The organism is Enterobacter sp. RHBSTW-00175 (genome assembly GCF_013927005.1).
Taxonomy (GTDB): Bacteria; Pseudomonadota; Gammaproteobacteria; order Enterobacterales; family Enterobacteriaceae; genus Enterobacter.
The window spans coordinates 711,406-727,408 of the sequence record NZ_CP055930.1; the positions used below are offsets into that span (position 1 = coordinate 711,406).

Consider the following 16,003-nt stretch of genomic DNA (forward strand, 5'->3'; position numbering starts at 1 on the left):
CTGTTAAAACGGCCGCAATCCCCTTCCTACCGGCACCGCACTCATCCACATCGTTACCGCCGCAACAAGTAAAATAACGCCACCTGCCAGCGCAAGTGTTGTCCAGCCAACCTGTCGCCACAATACCGGCGTTTTATTACCGCTCAGTTTTACCGCCAGTTGACGGAAACTGTGTACCAGCAACGCCAGTGAAGTAATCGTTAGTGATGTTCCCGCCGCCATCGCCAGCGCTGAGATCATTCCCCAGCCAAACACACCAATAACCTTACTGAACAGCAGCACCATGATCGCCCCCGAACACGGGCGCATTCCCATCGAGAGAACAATCATCAACCGTGCGCGCCAGTCATCGCCATTTTGCAGCTGTTTTTGAGTCGGCAAATGTTGATGTCCACAGCCGCAATGAGCATCGTGAACGTGGTATGGCATAAAGGTTTTGAATGTTGGTTTTTGCAGTAAGGCGCGCATTTTCTTTAGTGCTCGCCAGCAGAGGATCAGCCCCAGCACGCCCACCAGCGCGTAGCTGCCCTTCTCTAGCCAGAAACTGCTCAAATGAAGCTGACGCGCCGGGAGTTGCAGAAGCGACAGGACGACCACTACCAGCACAATAGCCACAAGCCCCTGTAGCAATGAGGAGGCCAGCGTCAGGCCAATACTCGATTTCAGCTTTGAGGGATGCGTGGCAAGCCAGGTGGTAATCACAATTTTGCCGTGTCCGGGGCCAAGCGCGTGCAAAACACCATACAGAAAGCTGAAAATCAGCAGCGATCCCCCCGCCTGAGTCGGGTTGTCGGCCACGGCTTTTAGCAGCCCGCTCATCTGCTGATTAACATCACGCTGCCAGAGGATGCTTTTCATCATCACCTGCGGCCATAATTGCCACAGCCAAAGCATGCCGCCTGCGGCCAACACCAGAAACAGGGCCAGCGGCCAAAGCTGCAACCAGCGGCGGGGTTTTCTGACGGGGGAAGAGATCACTGACATTGCAACGTTACCTGCTGTGCAAACTGTTTACCCAGCTCCATATCCTCTGGCGGAGCATCTTCTTTATCGAGAGACACGGCAAAGTTAAGCGTTTCTTCACTGGGTTTAGGGGTGTGGACCGCCAGCGTACAGCGTTTTTGCAGCCCGGCAGGCAGCTGCGCATCGCTGTCTTCGGCATAACTCATATCGACGTAATAGCTTGGGTCAAAAGTTGAAAAGGTATACTTTTGCCCCGCCAGCGGCTGGGGTTGCGCCAGAGGCAGCACAAACGTCAGCACCGCCTGATGCCCTTCACGCGACATCCCGTATTCCGTCGGGCGATTAAGGAATTTAACTTTCTGGCCGTTATGCCAGAACTCGGTGAAATAGTGCTGACCCAGTACATTCGCCATCACTTCCGCCGCCAGTTTTTTCCAGACATCATCGCCAGGTTTGGCATTTCCGGCATCATAAAGCAGGTCAGCAGAGGTGATTTCGTCCATCGTCCAGCGCATCTTAAGGCCGCTAAGTTGCGTCCCGTCTGTCACCAGCGTTGTTTGCAGGCTAATAAAACTGTGAGGATGTGCGCTGACGGTAAAAGTGAAAACCGCCAAAAATAACGTCAGAGCACTTTGTTTAACTATTTGCATCAATTCCTCACGTCAAAAATTCTGTGATGTTCGCCTGCAATCCTGAAGGAAAGCATTCCCGTTGCGCTTTATTGCAGACATCCTTTAGCTATTCTTACCAAACACTCACACTGGATACCCGACAGATGATGACGACGCTTGAGATTCCATCTGTGCTTTCCAGTTCGCAGCGCCGCTGCCAGGTGCTTTTGATGCTTTACCTGCCAGATACTGCCGTAACCGCACAGAGCATTATGGCTGCCAACGGGGTTGACGACACCATCGCACGGCAAGATATAGCCGAGACACGCGATGAAATCCAGCGCTATCATCGGCTTGATATCGTCACGCATCATGACGGCAGCTACCGAATTGAGGGCACCGCGCTGAATCAGCGTTTATGCCTGCTGCACTGGTTGCGCAGGGCGCTCAGGCTTTGCCCACAGTTTGTTTCTCACCAGTTTACTCCGGCATTAAAAACCGCGCTTAAACGGCACGGCATTGCCCGCCCTCTGTACGATGACATCAACCTGCGCGCGCTGATTAACTTCTGTTCCCGCAGGCTTCAGCGCCAGTTTGAATGCCGGGATGTGCAGTTTTTACAGCTTTTTTTACAATATTGTCTGATTCAACACCATCAGGGGAATACGCCGCGCTTCACCCACGTTCAGCGCAACTGGGCGCAGTCCAGGGGAGAATATTTTACGGCGCAGGAGATTGTTCGCCACTGGAAACGTCGTGTACCCGCAGCACCGCATATCGATGAGCAACTGTTTTTGTCGCTGCTGTTCATGATGCTGCGCACTCCCGATCCGGTTCTGGATAAACACCAGCAGGATCAGCGTTTACGCCGTACTATTGTCCGCATGATTGCGCGTTTTCGGGCACAGACCGGGATGAACTTCAGCGACGAGCAAGGGCTGACCGATCAGCTTTATATCCACCTGACTCAGGCGCTTGATCGCTCTTTATTTGATATCGGCATCGATAACAGCCTGCCGGAAGAGATCCATCGCCTTTACCCGCGCCTGCTGCGTACAACCAAAGCGTCGCTGTTTGAGCTGGAAGCCGAATTCGGGCTGCGTTTTTCCGAAGAAGAGATGAGCCTGGTGGCGGTGATTTTTGGAGCCTGGCTGATGCAGGAGAACGATCTGCACGAAAAACAGGTCGTGCTGTTAACGGGGGATGATAAAGAGTGCGAGGCGTTAATTGAGCAACAGCTACGTGAACTGACGCTGCTGCCGCTCAATATTCGTTATCTGACGTTACAGGCTTTTCAGAAGGAGGGAGCACCGCGTGAAGCCTCACTGGTTATCACCCCCTACCCCACGGCGCTGCCGCTATTCTCACCGCCGCTGGTCCATGCCGTTGAGACACTCAATGCGCAGCAGCAAGAACATATTCGCACCATGCTGGAGTCGTAATCAGACCCGCGCCGCCACTTTGGGACGTACTACCATTGCGGGCAGCGCGACCAGTGCCATGACCCAGAATACGCCGTGGCCCAGTTGCTGATACAGGAAGCCCGCAAATACGGTCATCACGGCAATACTGCCGCCCATTGCAACGGCTGAATAGACCGCCTGCAAGCGAATAACATCCCCACCTTCCCGGGCTGAGATATAGCGCATGGCAGCCAGATGGCACACCGTGAAGGTGCCACAGTGCAGAATTTGCGCCACGAGAAGCCACGGCAGTTCTGTCGTCCAGCCCATAATGCCCCAGCGCGCCACACCGCACACGGCGGAAAGCAGCAGCAGGTCGCGAGCCCCAAAGCGACGGAACAGTTTTTTGCTCAGGGCAAAGATAATCACCTCAGCAACAACGCCAAGCGACCAGAGATACCCCACGGCTGAAGCCGAGTACCCTGCCCCTTGCCAGTAAATTGCGCTAAAACCGTAATAGGCTGCATGTGCTCCCTGAAGCAGGCACACGCACGCCAGAAAGCGCCAGCTTTGGACGACCAACGCCCTCCAGGCAGGCCAGCCAGCGCTTTCCTGATGGCGGTTTTCTCCCTGCGGCATCACTGAAGGGCGCAATAACATACCCAACAGCATTGAAGCGATCCCGAGGCTCAACAACGCCAGAATGGCGTGATAATCGTAGAGACTGACCAGCTTGCCCACCAGCGCAGAGCCAATCACAAAGGCAATCGAACCCCACAGACGTACGCGACCATAATCCATGGTTATCTGTTTTTGCCAGGTATTCGCCAGCGCATCCGTCAGCGGTACCAGCGGAGAGAAGAACAGATTGAAGCCCACCATCACTACCATCAACCACGCAAACTGATGGCTGACCCAGAAGCAGGCCACAAAGACCAGCGTCAGCAGCGCCAGAATTCGTACAGCTTTAATCAGTAAGGAGGGATCGCTGACGCGTGGCGCAATTAACAGACTTCCCAGAAAACGCGCAACCAGCCCGGCGCCCAGCAGCACGCCAATGGTTTCCGGCGTAAGGCCAATCCCTTTGAGCCAGACGCTCCAGAAAGGCAGGAAAATACCGTAGCTAAAAAAGTAGGTGAAATAGCTGAGCGCCAGCCAGCGTGTGGAATGCAAAACCATGAATCCCTCCTGAAATGGAGGCGATAGTCTGGCGTTAATCCCCGACTTTAGCAAGTCATTAGCGTGCTATAAATTAACGATAAATTAACATCAGTGAGAGCCGGATAGCGTATGGCGAGAGCGGGAAAATTGTATTACGTTTAAACTACATCGCATGCAGAGGTCGTTTGCCATGAACAGCTTACGTTATTTCGATTTCGGCTCCTCACGCTCCTTCCTGTTATTGATTGCCCGTATCGCCATCGTTGTCCTGTTTATTATTTTTGGCTATCCCAAACTGACGGGGTTTAGCGGCACCGTTCAATATATGACCTCGCTCGGCGCCCCCATGCCCACGCTGGCGGCCATTATCGCGGTGGTGATGGAAGTCCCCGCAGCTATTCTTATCGTGCTGGGTTTTTACACTCGCCCTATTGCCGTGCTGTTTATTTTCTACACGCTGGGAACGGCGGTGATTGGTCATCACTACTGGGATATGACCGGTGATGCCGTGGTGCCGAATATGATTAATTTCTACAAGAACGTCAGTATTGCTGGTGCATTTATTTTGCTGGCGATAACCGGCCCTGGCGCAATATCCCTCGACAGGCGTTAAACAAAAAAAAGGCCGCAATCGCGGCCTTTTTACTTTCTGCAAAGCAGAGGGATTATGCGTATACCGGGAAGCGCGCGCAGATATCCAGAACTTTACCTTTAACGCGCTCGATTACCGCTTCGTCATTGATATTGTCCAGAACGTCACACATCCAGCCAGCCAGCTCTTTCACTTCGGCTTCTTTAAAGCCACGGCGAGTCACAGCCGGAGAACCGATACGGATACCGGAGGTCACAAACGGGCTCTTCGGATCGTTTGGTACGCTGTTTTTGTTCACGGTGATGTTGGCGCGGCCCAGGGCTGCGTCAGCTTCTTTACCGGTCAGGTTTTTATCAACCAGATCCAGCAGGAACAGGTGGTTTTCAGTGCCGCCAGAAACCACTTTATAGCCACGGCTCAGGAACACTTCCACCATCGCTTTAGCGTTTTTAGCAACCTGCTGCTGGTAAACCTTGAACTCAGGTTCCATCGCTTCTTTCAGCGCAACCGCTTTACCCGCGATGACGTGCATCAGTGGGCCACCCTGCGCGCTTGGGAACACAGCAGAGTTCAGTTTTTTGTACAGCTCTTCATCGCCGCCCTTCGCCAGGATCAGGCCGCCGCGCGGACCCGCCAGGGTTTTGTGGGTGGTGGTGGTCACGACGTGAGCGTGAGGAACCGGGTTCGGGTAAACGTCTGCGGCAATCAGACCGGCAACGTGCGCCATATCCACGAACAGATATGCACCGATGCTGTCAGCGATTTCACGCATTTTTGCCCAGTCAACCACGCCAGAGTATGCAGAGAAGCCACCGATGATCATCTTCGGTTTGTGGGTCTGAGCCAGCTTCGCCATCTCTTCGTAGTCAATTTTACCTGACTCATCAATACCATAAGGCACGATGTTGTACAGTTTGCCAGAGAAGTTAACCGGGGAACCGTGAGTCAGGTGACCGCCTTGCGCCAGGTTCATACCCAGAACGGTATCACCCGGTTGCAGCAGCGCGGTGTAAACCGCGAAGTTAGCCTGGGAGCCTGAGTGCGGCTGCACGTTAGCGTAGTCTGCACCAAACAGCGCTTTTGCGCGGTCGATAGCCAGTTGCTCAACGATATCAACGTATTCGCAACCGCCGTAGTAGCGCTTGCCCGGGTAACCTTCAGCATATTTGTTGGTCAGCTGAGAACCCTGCGCCTGCATAACGCGCGGGCTGGTGTAGTTCTCGGAGGCGATCAGTTCGATGTGCTCTTCCTGACGTACTTTTTCCTGCTCCATAGCCTGCCACAGTTCGGCATCATAATCGGCAATGTTCATTTCACGCTTTAACATCCGCATCTCCTGACTCAGCTAACAATAAAATTTTGGCCTGAAAAGGCAGTCCTGTTGGACGACGGGCAACAGTATAACTGATTAGTTCTGTGATAACAGGTCTTGACAAACGATTTTACGCAAACGTTTTCCTCCACGCCACGCAAGGGTTTGAGGAATAAAGCTCTCACTATTTTCAACGGATTTCTTTTCAGGTTTGTGATGCATATTTTTCACGATGCAAAGAACCATTTACAACGCAGGGGTACTTTCTATAAGATGCATTTAAAATACATCATTAAAGTAACATCTAAAGGACGCGCTCATGCTCGACGCTCAAACCATCGCTACTGTTAAGGCTACTATTCCCCTGCTGGTTGAAACCGGCCCTAAACTCACCGCCCATTTCTACGATCGTATGTTTACGCATAACCCGGAGCTCAAAGAGATTTTCAACATGAGCAACCAGCGTAACGGCGATCAGCGCGAAGCGTTGTTTAACGCTATCGCCGCATATGCCAGCAATATTGAAAACCTGGCGGCGCTGCTGCCTGCGGTAGAGAAAATTGCACAGAAACATACCAGCTTCCAGATCAAGCCAGAGCAATACAACATCGTTGGCGGTCACCTGCTGGCAACGCTCGATGAGATGTTCAGCCCGGGTCAGGAAGTACTGGACGCCTGGGGTAAAGCCTACGGCGTGCTGGCAGGTGTCTTTATTAACCGCGAAGCGCAGATCTACAGTGAAAACGCCAGTAAAAATGGCGGCTGGGAAGGCACTCGCGCATTCCGTATTGTCGAAAAAACGCCACGCAGCGCACTGATTACCAGCTTCGAATTCGAACCTGTGGATGGCCAACCAGTGGCAGATTATCAGCCGGGTCAGTATCTGGGCGTGTGGCTGAAACCAGAAGGTTTCCCGCACCAGGAGATCCGCCAGTACTCTCTGACTCGTAAGCCTGACGGTAAAGGCTACCGCATTGCCGTGAAACGCGAAGATGGCGGTCAGGTTTCCAGCTGGCTGCATAACAATGCCAGCGTGGGTGATGTGGTGCATCTGGCCGCGCCTGCGGGTGATTTCTTTATGGCCGTTGACGCCAATACCCCGGTTACGCTGATTTCCGCAGGTGTTGGTCAAACACCAATGCTGGCGATGCTGGATACGCTGGCGAAAGCGAGCCACAGCGCGCAGGTGAACTGGTTCCACGCCGCAGAAAATGGTGACGTTCATGCGTTTGCGGATGAAGTGAAAACGCTGGCGGCAGATCTGCCACGCTTTAGCGCGCACACCTGGTATCGCCTGCCAACTGAAGCCGATCGCGCGGCTGCTCGCTTCGACAGCGAAGGTTTGATTGATTTAAGCCAGCATGAAGGGGCGTTCAGCGCACCGGATATGCAGTTCTATGTGTGTGGCCCGGTGGCATTTATGCAGTATGCGGCGAAGCAGTTGGTTGAGCTGGGTGTGAATAAAGACAGCATTCATTATGAGTGCTTCGGCCCGCATAAGGTGCTGTAATCGCCCGGCGGCGCTGTACTTGCACGGGCCTGTGAGAGGTATTGCAGGCCGGGTAAGCACAGCGCCACCCGGCAAGAAAATTAAATTGCGGCGTCGTCTTCTTCACCGGTACGGATACGGATCACGCGCGCCACGTCAAAGACGAAAATTTTACCGTCGCCAATTTTGCCCGTCTGCGCCGTGCGGATAATGGTATCCACACACGTATCCACGATGTCATCGCTCACCACGATTTCGATTTTCACTTTTGGCAGAAAGTCCACCATGTACTCCGCACCACGGTACAGTTCGGTGTGGCCTTTCTGGCGACCAAAACCTTTCACTTCTGTTACGGTCATCCCGGTGATGCCGACTTCAGCCAGCGCTTCACGTACATCATCCAGTTTGAAAGGTTTAATAATCGCATCAATCTTTTTCATGGTGGGTCCTTAAACTCTTGCCAGTAAGCTGCCTCGTAATCGGTTGCTCACAGTATCATATTCATTCGGTTTTTGCGGTACTACTCTTTAAAATCGTTTGCTTCCAGCTCGTGTCGCGACAGCAGTTTGTAGAATTCGGTGCGGTTACGCCCTGCCATTCGCGCCGCGTGGGTCACGTTGCCTTTGGTAATTTGCAGCAGCTTACGCAAATAGTTCAGCTCGAACTGGTTACGCGCTTCTGCAAAGGTCGGCAGTGCCGTATTTTCCCCTTCGAGTGCCTGCTCCACCAGCGCATCGCTGATCACCGGCGACGAAGTGAGCGCCACACACTGCTCGATAACGTTGACCAACTGGCGCACGTTTCCCGGCCAGCTGGCGGTCATCAGGCGCTTCATGGCATCGGTAGAAAAAGCACGCACGAAGGGTTTATGACGATCGGCAGACTGGCGCAGTAAATGGTTAGCCAGCAGCGGAATATCTTCCGCACGTTCGGCAAGCGCGGGGATTTTCAGGTTCACGACGTTCAGACGGTAGTAAAGGTCTTCACGGAACTCGTTACGCGCCATCACTTTCGGCAAATCACGGTGCGTCGCTGAAATGATACGCACGTTGATGTCGATATCGCGGTTACTGCCGAGCGGGCGCACTTTACGCTCCTGCAACACGCGCAACAGTTTGACCTGCAACGGCGCAGGCATATCGCCAATTTCGTCAAGAAATAGCGTGCCGCCTTCTGCGGCCTGGAACAGCCCTTCCCTGCTACTCACCGCACCGGTAAAGGCCCCGCGCGCATGACCAAACAGCTCAGACTCCAGCAGCTGTTCCGGCAGTGCGCCACAGTTAATGGCGATAAAAGCGTTTTTACTGCGCGGGCTGGCATTGTGGATGGCCTGCGCCAGGATCTCTTTCCCGGTTCCGCTCTGGCCATTAATCAGCACGCTGACGTCAGACTGCGCCACCATCCGTGCCTGTTCGAGCAGGCGTAACATAACGGGGCTGCGGGTCACGATAGATTCCCGCCATGCTTCATCACCAGAAGGTGCGGAGTGTTCAAGCGCGCTGTCGATGGCTTTATAAAGCGCGTCTTTATCGACGGGTTTGGTCAGAAAACTGAATACGCCCTGCTGCGTGGCAGCGACCGCATCGGGGATAGAGCCGTGAGCGGTGAGGATGATAACCGGCATCCCTGGCTGCTGCTTCTGGATCTCCGCAAACAGCTGCATCCCGTCCATCTCGTCCATGCGCAAATCGCTAATCACCAGGTCTATCTTTTCGCGACTGAGCACTTTCAGCCCTTCCTGCCCGCTTTCGGCGGTAACCACGCTATAGCCTTCGCTGACCAGACGCATTCCCAGCAGTTTTAACAATCCAGGGTCGTCGTCCACCAGCAAGAGATGGGCAGGTTTGCGGCTTGTCATGGCTTCACATCCTCTTGTTTCTGCGTGTCGCTATCCTGATCTGGCGAGGTGGATGGCGAACTCCCCTTTGATCCATCCGGCAGATAGTTGCTCGCCGGTTTACGCGTCGAAAGCTGTCTTTCTATATCGGTCAGGTTTTCAAGTTTGCGCGTGGTGGTATCAAGCTGGGCGCGTAAGTAATCCTGCTGCTGGCGAAGCGTATCAAGTTCAGCATCGCTGGACTGCTGCAATTTGCTGTAGCGAGAGCGCTCCTCGGCCAGCTGAAGTTGCTGTACCTGCCCGTCCCGCCAGAGCTGATACACCGGGCGCACCTGCGCCGGAATGCTTGCCGCCAGCCCGTCCAGGCGTGAGGTATTTGCACGACGTTCAACAGGTGTAATTTTGGCATCAGCCAGTAAAATGGCGCGTTTAAACGCGTCCTGCCAGGTGTCATCGTCCCACATCGCCGCCCGCGCTCGCGCGGTTGTCGGCGCAAGGCGCTGCGAGCAATCTATGCCACGCAACCAGAACAGCGGGTTTGCTTCAACGTCATGCCCCGATAAATTCCAGATATCGTCGCATCCCGTTGTCAGAAAATCGGCCAGCTGATTCTCTGGCCATCTGGCATCCTGTTTATCATTGATGGCACTCGTTGGTGCATGGGAAACGCAGCCAGCCAGCAGAAGACATGGCAGACCCAGGCGTAATTTTTTGCTGGAAAACACCGCGCGCACTGCGCGGAAAAAGACGTGTGACATACTCACCAGACATAGATTCATTGTATTGATTTTTCCGGCCCAAGAGGCAGTTCGATACGAAAGCACACATCCGAGCGTTCGTCACTGGCGATATTGAGCTCACCCTGCATTCGCCGTATGCAGTCGCGGGCAATACTCAACCCCAGACCACTTCCTTTAACCGCACCTTTTCGCTGATGACTCCCCTGGAAGAAGGGTTCGAAAATCATCGCTTTTTCGTCATCAGGGATTGGGGTTCCCGTATTAGCTACGTCAATAAACACGCGCGAGCCATTGGTATAACTACGGATATAAATGTTACCGGATTCAGTACCATAGTGCACCGCATTGGAATAAAGATTATCCAGTACGCTCATTAACAACATCGGCTCTGCAAAACAGACTGACTCACCAAGTTCCACATTGGTATGCATCATTTTAGCTCTTGCTGGCAGGCTATGTGCGGAGATAACCATATCCACCAGCGGCGCTATCGCGACTTTTTCCAGAACCACTGCGCCATCAGCCAGTTTGCGGTTGTAATCCAGCAGTTGCTCGATGAGCTTTTGCAAATTACGGCTGCTGGCATCCAGGATTTCGACAATCTCTTTTTGTTCGACGGTTAATGGCCCTGCCACTTCGTCAGCCAGCAGCTCTGTGCCTTCACGCATACTGGCGAGCGGCGTTTTCAGCTCATGAGAGATATGGCGTAAAAATTGATGACGCTGAGATTCGAGCCATGCCAGACGCTCGGAGAGCCAGATGATCCGTTGCCCGACCGAGCGTAATTCACGCGGCCCCTTAAAAGTGACCGTATCACCCAGCGATTTCCCCTCGCCAAGGCGATTGATCATCCGCTGGATCCCTTTCACCGGGCCGATGATCATGCGGGTAAACAGCAATACCAGCCCCAGGCTGACCAAAAACAGCACCAGCGCCTGCCATCCAAAGAACTGACCTCGTTCGGCAATCTCTTGTTGCAGCTGCTGCCCACGGGAATAAATCACCGTTCGTGTCGCCTGAACCATGTCCGTGTTGGCGCTGGCAAAGGCCTCAAGGCGCGCGGCGGCAGAAGCTGCCGGGCCACTGTTGTGACACTGAAGCTGAGCCAGATCGTTAAGATCCTGACGCAGCGCCTGATACAGTTTGTCGTCAGGCAGGACACCTGCATGGGCATCCAGCATTTCGCTGTAGCGCTTACGCTGATTTTGATACACCTTTTCCAGCGTGCGATCGTCCAGAACGCAGTACTGACGATAGCTACGCTCCATCTCCAGCGCAGCATTCGTCATCGCTTCACTGCGTCTTGCATCAACCAGAGTAGTACGGTTGGTTAGCGCAGCCTGAGCACTTAGTGCATTCAGGCTTTGCCATGCCTGCCACGCCAGCACCAGCAGAGGCAACAGGATCAGCAAAAACGCCATCATCACGAGTTGTCGTAAGGAACGAGGGAAAACAGGCCAGCGTTTCAACACATTACTCTCTTCATGTTGGTTTCAGGAGAGCGTAACTGAGTCTGCCCTTCAGATACAACAAAGCCGGGTAAAAACCCGGCTTTGTTATGGAATGAGGCGGTGCCTAACTCGACGTTACGCCCTGGCCTGATAAGCAATGCTTTTATCAGTAGTTGGACGGCAGGCACCTTTTTGTGCGTCATTCGAAGTTTATGTAGCACGTCCCGAAGGGGCTGACATAAGAGGGTGAATGAGCCACTGGTTATTATTATGCAACAGCCGTGCCATAATGCAAAACAATTATTTATCTATATGATACTTAACGATTTTCAAGGTTAAATATATTAATTGGTTGTTGAATGATTTTCACCCTAAGTGTCGCTAAATAGCAACACGTTATCAGAAACTCAGCCAGCCTTAGATAAATCAATAACTTAAATGTCGCCATTTGGCGACATTACAAATAGCGGATTGTCGCGGTTTTGCGACAGGCATAAAAAAGCCCGGTCGCAAATCGCTGACCGGGCTTTTAAGGGCAATCGTTAATGATTAGCCAAGCTGTTTACGCGCATTGCGGAAAATACGCATCCACGGGCTGTCTTCACCCCAGTTTTCCGGGTGCCACGAGTTGCTCACCGTGCGGAATACGCGTTCCGGGTGCGGCATCATGATGGTCACACGGCCGTTTTCCGTGGTAACAGCGGTGATACCGTTCGCTGAGCCATTCGGGTTAGCCGGATAGGTTTGCGTGACTTTGCCGAAGTTATCGACGAAGCGCAGTGCCACCAGACCTTTGCTTTCCAGTTCGGCAAGGTGTGCCGCGTTACGCACTTCGATTTGTCCTTCACCGTGAGAAACCGCAATTGGCATCTGCGAGCCCACCATTCCCTGCAACAGCAGAGACGGGCTTTGCGTGACTTCTACCAGGCTGAAACGCGCTTCGAATCGGTCGGACTGGTTACGCACAAAGCGCGGCCAGGCTTCGCTACCCGGGATCAGTTCACGCAGGTTAGACATCATCTGGCAGCCGTTACACACACCCAGCGCCAGCGTCTGCGGACGGTGGAAGAAGGTTTCGAATTCGTCACGCACACGATTGTTGAACAGAATGGATTTCGCCCAGCCTTCACCCGCGCCCAGCACGTCACCGTAAGAGAAGCCGCCGCACGCGACCAGCGCCTGGAAATCTTCCAGACCGGTACGTCCTGCCAGCAGGTCACTCATATGCACGTCGATGGCATCAAAGCCTGCACGGTGGAAGGCTGCCGCCATCTCAACGTGGGAGTTAACACCCTGCTCACGCAGTACGGCCACTTTCGGACGCGCACCCGTTGCGATGTACGGTGCGGCGATGTCTTCGTTGATGTCGAAGGAGAGCTTCACGTTCAGGCCAGGATCGTTGTCGTTGGCTTTCGCGTCGTGTTCCTGATCGGCACATTCCGGGTTGTCACGCAGGCGCTGCATCTGCCAGGTGGTTTCTGCCCACCACATGCGCAGGGTCGTGCGGCTTTCGCTGAACACCGCGTGGCCATCAGCTTCAATCACGAAGCGGTCGCCCTGCACGGCTTTACCCAGATAGTGCACGCAGTCGGCCAGGCCGTGCTGTGTCAGTACGGCTTCAACGGCGTCGCGATCCGCGTCACGAACCTGAATGACCGCGCCCAGCTCTTCGTTGAACAGCGCTGCCAGTCGGTCTTCACCCAGCGTGGCAATGTTTGCTTCCACGCCGCAGTGACCGGTAAAGGCCATTTCTGCCAGGGTAACCAGCAGGCCACCGTCTGAACGGTCGTGGTAGGCCAGCAGTTTGCGCTGAGCGACCAGCGCCTGAATGGCGTCGTAGAAACCTTTTAACTGCGCCACGTCGCGTACATCGGCAGGTTTGTCACCAAGCTGACGGTAAACCTGTGCCAGCGCGGTTGCGCCCAGCGCGTTGTGGCCTTTACCCAGGTCAATCAGCAGCAGGGCGTTGTCTTCGGTCGCCAGCTGCGGGGTGATGGTATGACGCACATCTTCCACGCGGGCAAATGCAGTGATAACCAGCGACAGCGGAGAGGTCATCTCGCGCTGCTCGTTGCCTTCCTGCCAGCGGGTTTTCATCGACATGGAATCTTTACCCACCGGAATGGTCAGGCCGAGCGCAGGACACAGCTCTTCACCTACCGCTTTCACCGCTTCATACAGACCCGCATCTTCACCCGGGTGGCCAGCAGCAGCCATCCAGTTAGCAGACAATTTGATACGCTTGATGTCGCCAATCTGGGTTGCCGCGATGTTGGTCAGCGCTTCACCCACCGCCAGACGGGCAGATGCTGCGAAGTCCAGCAGCGCCACCGGCGTACGTTCACCCAGCGCCATTGCTTCACCGTAGTAACTGTCGAGGCTCGCGGTAGTCACGGCGCAGTTCGCCACCGGGATCTGCCACGGGCCAACCATCTGATCGCGCGACACCATACCGGTTACGGTACGGTCGCCGATGGTAACCAGGAAGGTTTTCTCTGCCACAGCCGGCAGGTGCAGAACGCGGTTTACCGCTTCGGCAACGGTAATATCCTGACGATCCAGCGCTTTGCCTGCCGCTTTACGGGTCTGCACGTCGCGAGTCATCTTCGGCGTTTTGCCGAGCAGCACGTCCAGCGGCAGATCGATTGGCTGATTGTCGAAGTGAGTGTCGCTTAATGAGAGGTGCTGCTCTTCGGTAGCTTCACCGATAACGGCATAAGGTGCACGCTCGCGGCGGCACAGCTCGTCAAACAGTGGCAGCTGGTCGGCGGCAACCGCCAGCACGTAGCGTTCCTGGGATTCGTTACACCAGATTTCCAGTGGGCTCATGCCTGGCTCATCGCTCAGGATGTCACGCAGGTTAAAGCGGCCGCCACGACCACCGTCGCTTACCAGCTCTGGCATGGCGTTAGAAAGACCGCCCGCACCCACGTCATGAATAAAGAGGATTGGGTTAGCATCGCCAAGCTGCCAGCAGCGATCGATCACTTCCTGGCAACGACGTTCCATTTCCGGGTTGTCGCGTTGTACAGAAGCGAAGTCGAGATCTGCATCAGACTGACCGGATGCCATTGAAGAGGCCGCACCGCCGCCCAGGCCGATGTTCATTGCCGGGCCACCCAGTACGATCAGCTTCGCACCGACGACGATCTCACCTTTCTGCACGTGATCGGCACGAATATTACCGATGCCACCAGCCAGCATGATCGGTTTGTGGTAGCCACGCAGCTCTTCGCCGTTGTGGCTGTCCACTTTCTCTTCGTAGGTACGGAAGTAACCGTTCAGTGCCGGACGACCAAATTCGTTGTTGAATGCTGCGCCGCCCAGCGGGCCTTCGGTCATGATATCCAGCGCGGTCACAATGCGCTCTGGTTTACCGAAATCTTCTTCCCACGGCTGTTCAAAGCCCGGGATACGCAGGTTGGAAACAGAGAAGCCCACCAGACCGGCTTTCGGTTTTGCACCACGTCCGGTTGCGCCTTCATCGCGGATTTCACCGCCAGAGCCGGTTGCCGCACCTGGCCACGGAGAGATCGCCGTCGGGTGGTTGTGGGTTTCAACTTTCATCAGGATATGCGCAGGCTCCTGGTGGAAGTCATAGCGCCCTGCTTCGCGATCGGCAAAGAAGCGGCCCACCTCGGAACCTTCCATCACCGCGGCGTTGTCTTTATAGGCAGACAGCACGTGGTCAGGGGTTTGTTCCATGGTGTTTTTGATCATTTTGAACAGCGACTTCGGCTGTTGTTCACCGTCGATGACCCAGTCGGCGTTGAAGATTTTGTGGCGGCAGTGCTCTGAGTTAGCCTGCGCGAACATGTAGAGTTCGATGTCGTTCGGGTTACGGTTCAGCTTAACGAACGCGTCCTGCAGGTAATCAATCTCATCTTCTGCCAGTGCCAGGCCGAGACGCAGGTTGGCGTCAATCAGCGCCTGACGGCCCTGCCCCAGCAGGTCTACGCTCTGAACGGGTGCAGGCTGATGGTGAGAGAAGAGCTTCTGCGCGTCGTCCAGAGAGGTAAACACGCTCTCCATCATGCGATCGTGCAGTTCAGCGGAAACGGCCTGCCATTGTTCGGCCGTCAGCGTAGAGGCTTCCACATAGTACGCCACACCGCGTTCCAGACGGTTAATCTGGTTCAGGCCGCAGTTGTGGGCAATGTCGGTGGCTTTGGAAGACCAGGGGGAGATGGTTCCAGGGCGAGGCGTAGCCAGGATTAATTTGCCGGTTGGCGTATGGCTGCTCAGACTTGGGCCATACTTGAGCAGGCGTTCCAGCTGTACTCGCTCCTCTGCATTCAGGGGTGCATTCAGGTCAGCAAAATGGACATACTCAGCGTAAATATTGCTTACCGGAAGGTCGGCTGCCTGAAAACGTGCCAGCAGTTTGTTGATACGGAAGGCAGACAGTGCAGGCGAACCACGCAGAATTTCCATCATAAGTCTC

12 protein-coding genes are annotated in these 16,003 nt (G+C 54.5%); 3 read left to right on the plus strand and 9 right to left on the minus strand.

Going from position 1 to position 16,003, the window contains the following annotated elements; translation table 11 throughout:
• Positions 1 to 3: 3 nt before the first annotated feature.
• Positions 4 to 984, minus strand: coding sequence for a nickel/cobalt transporter (locus tag HV107_RS03350; RefSeq protein WP_182062075.1), 981 nt, complete (start codon positions 982 to 984; stop codon positions 4 to 6).
• Positions 975 to 1,613, minus strand: a complete 639-nt coding sequence (locus HV107_RS03355; RefSeq protein WP_182062076.1) for a DUF1007 family protein — start codon at positions 1,611 to 1,613, stop codon at positions 975 to 977. The genes HV107_RS03350 and HV107_RS03355 overlap by 10 nt, the downstream gene beginning before the upstream one ends.
• A gap of 125 nt (positions 1,614 to 1,738) precedes the next feature.
• On the opposite strand from HV107_RS03355, the gene csiE reads away from it, so the two are divergent.
• Positions 1,739 to 3,016, plus strand: a complete 1,278-nt coding sequence (gene csiE / locus HV107_RS03360; protein ID WP_182062077.1) for a stationary phase inducible protein CsiE — start codon at positions 1,739 to 1,741, stop codon at positions 3,014 to 3,016.
• On the opposite strand, the gene HV107_RS03365 is transcribed toward csiE, so the two are convergent.
• On the minus strand, positions 3,017 to 4,156 hold the full coding sequence (locus tag HV107_RS03365; RefSeq protein WP_182062078.1) for a 3-phenylpropionate MFS transporter: 1,140 nt from the start codon (positions 4,154 to 4,156) through the stop codon (positions 3,017 to 3,019).
• 172 nt (positions 4,157 to 4,328) lie between these two features.
• Between HV107_RS03365 and HV107_RS03370 the strand changes: the two genes are divergently transcribed.
• Positions 4,329 to 4,751, plus strand: a complete 423-nt coding sequence (locus HV107_RS03370) for a DoxX family protein (RefSeq protein ID WP_182062079.1) — start codon at positions 4,329 to 4,331, stop codon at positions 4,749 to 4,751.
• Between the two features lie 52 nt (positions 4,752 to 4,803).
• Here HV107_RS03370 and glyA read toward each other — a convergent pair whose 3' ends face one another.
• On the minus strand, positions 4,804 to 6,057 hold the full coding sequence (glyA, locus tag HV107_RS03375) for a serine hydroxymethyltransferase (protein WP_182062080.1): 1,254 nt from the start codon (positions 6,055 to 6,057) through the stop codon (positions 4,804 to 4,806).
• A 304-nt stretch (positions 6,058 to 6,361) separates the two neighbouring features.
• Here glyA and hmpA point away from each other — a divergent pair, with 304 nt between their 5' ends.
• Positions 6,362 to 7,552: an NO-inducible flavohemoprotein gene (gene hmpA / locus HV107_RS03380; RefSeq protein ID WP_182062081.1), complete on the plus strand. Its 1,191-nt coding sequence runs from the start codon at positions 6,362 to 6,364 to the stop codon at positions 7,550 to 7,552.
• Between the two features lie 80 nt (positions 7,553 to 7,632).
• On the opposite strand, the gene glnB is transcribed toward hmpA, so the two are convergent.
• The 5 genes from glnB to purL form a co-directional block, all read right to left on the minus strand.
• Positions 7,633 to 7,971 (minus strand): nitrogen regulatory protein P-II, encoded by a 339-nt coding sequence (glnB, locus tag HV107_RS03385; RefSeq protein WP_003860685.1) that lies wholly within the window; start codon positions 7,969 to 7,971, stop codon positions 7,633 to 7,635.
• 80 nt (positions 7,972 to 8,051) lie between these two features.
• On the minus strand, positions 8,052 to 9,389 hold the full coding sequence (gene glrR, locus HV107_RS03390; protein WP_182062082.1) for a two-component system response regulator GlrR: 1,338 nt from the start codon (positions 9,387 to 9,389) through the stop codon (positions 8,052 to 8,054).
• Positions 9,386 to 10,147: a two-component system QseEF-associated lipoprotein QseG gene (qseG, locus tag HV107_RS03395; RefSeq protein ID WP_182062083.1), complete on the minus strand. Its 762-nt coding sequence runs from the start codon at positions 10,145 to 10,147 to the stop codon at positions 9,386 to 9,388. The genes glrR and qseG overlap by 4 nt, the downstream gene beginning before the upstream one ends.
• Positions 10,144 to 11,577, minus strand: coding sequence for a two component system sensor histidine kinase QseE/GlrK (qseE, locus tag HV107_RS03400; protein ID WP_182063446.1), 1,434 nt, complete (start codon positions 11,575 to 11,577; stop codon positions 10,144 to 10,146). The genes qseG and qseE overlap by 4 nt, the downstream gene beginning before the upstream one ends.
• Positions 11,578 to 12,108: 531 nt before the next feature.
• On the minus strand, positions 12,109 to 15,996 hold the full coding sequence (purL, locus tag HV107_RS03405) for a phosphoribosylformylglycinamidine synthase (RefSeq protein WP_182062084.1): 3,888 nt from the start codon (positions 15,994 to 15,996) through the stop codon (positions 12,109 to 12,111).
• Positions 15,997 to 16,003 lie beyond the last annotated feature (7 nt).

What these genes read in the sequence shown, in the direction of transcription:
- HV107_RS03350 (WP_182062075.1), bottom strand. Translation starts at nt 984, where the DNA reads ATGTCAGTGATCTCTTCCCCCGTCAGAAAACCCCGCCGCTGGTTGCAG.
- HV107_RS03355 (WP_182062076.1), bottom strand. Translation starts at nt 1,613, where the DNA reads ATGCAAATAGTTAAACAAAGTGCTCTGACGTTATTTTTGGCGGTTTTC.
- csiE (WP_182062077.1), top strand. Translation starts at nt 1,739, where the DNA reads ATGATGACGACGCTTGAGATTCCATCTGTGCTTTCCAGTTCGCAGCGC.
- HV107_RS03365 (WP_182062078.1), bottom strand. Translation starts at nt 4,156, where the DNA reads ATGGTTTTGCATTCCACACGCTGGCTGGCGCTCAGCTATTTCACCTAC.
- HV107_RS03370 (WP_182062079.1), top strand. Translation starts at nt 4,329, where the DNA reads ATGAACAGCTTACGTTATTTCGATTTCGGCTCCTCACGCTCCTTCCTG.
- glyA (WP_182062080.1), bottom strand. Translation starts at nt 6,057, where the DNA reads ATGTTAAAGCGTGAAATGAACATTGCCGATTATGATGCCGAACTGTGG.
- hmpA (WP_182062081.1), top strand. Translation starts at nt 6,362, where the DNA reads ATGCTCGACGCTCAAACCATCGCTACTGTTAAGGCTACTATTCCCCTG.
- glnB (WP_003860685.1), bottom strand. Translation starts at nt 7,971, where the DNA reads ATGAAAAAGATTGATGCGATTATTAAACCTTTCAAACTGGATGATGTA.
- glrR (WP_182062082.1), bottom strand. Translation starts at nt 9,389, where the DNA reads ATGACAAGCCGCAAACCTGCCCATCTCTTGCTGGTGGACGACGACCCT.
- qseG (WP_182062083.1), bottom strand. Translation starts at nt 10,147, where the DNA reads ATGAATCTATGTCTGGTGAGTATGTCACACGTCTTTTTCCGCGCAGTG.
- purL (WP_182062084.1), bottom strand. Translation starts at nt 15,996, where the DNA reads ATGATGGAAATTCTGCGTGGTTCGCCTGCACTGTCTGCCTTCCGTATC.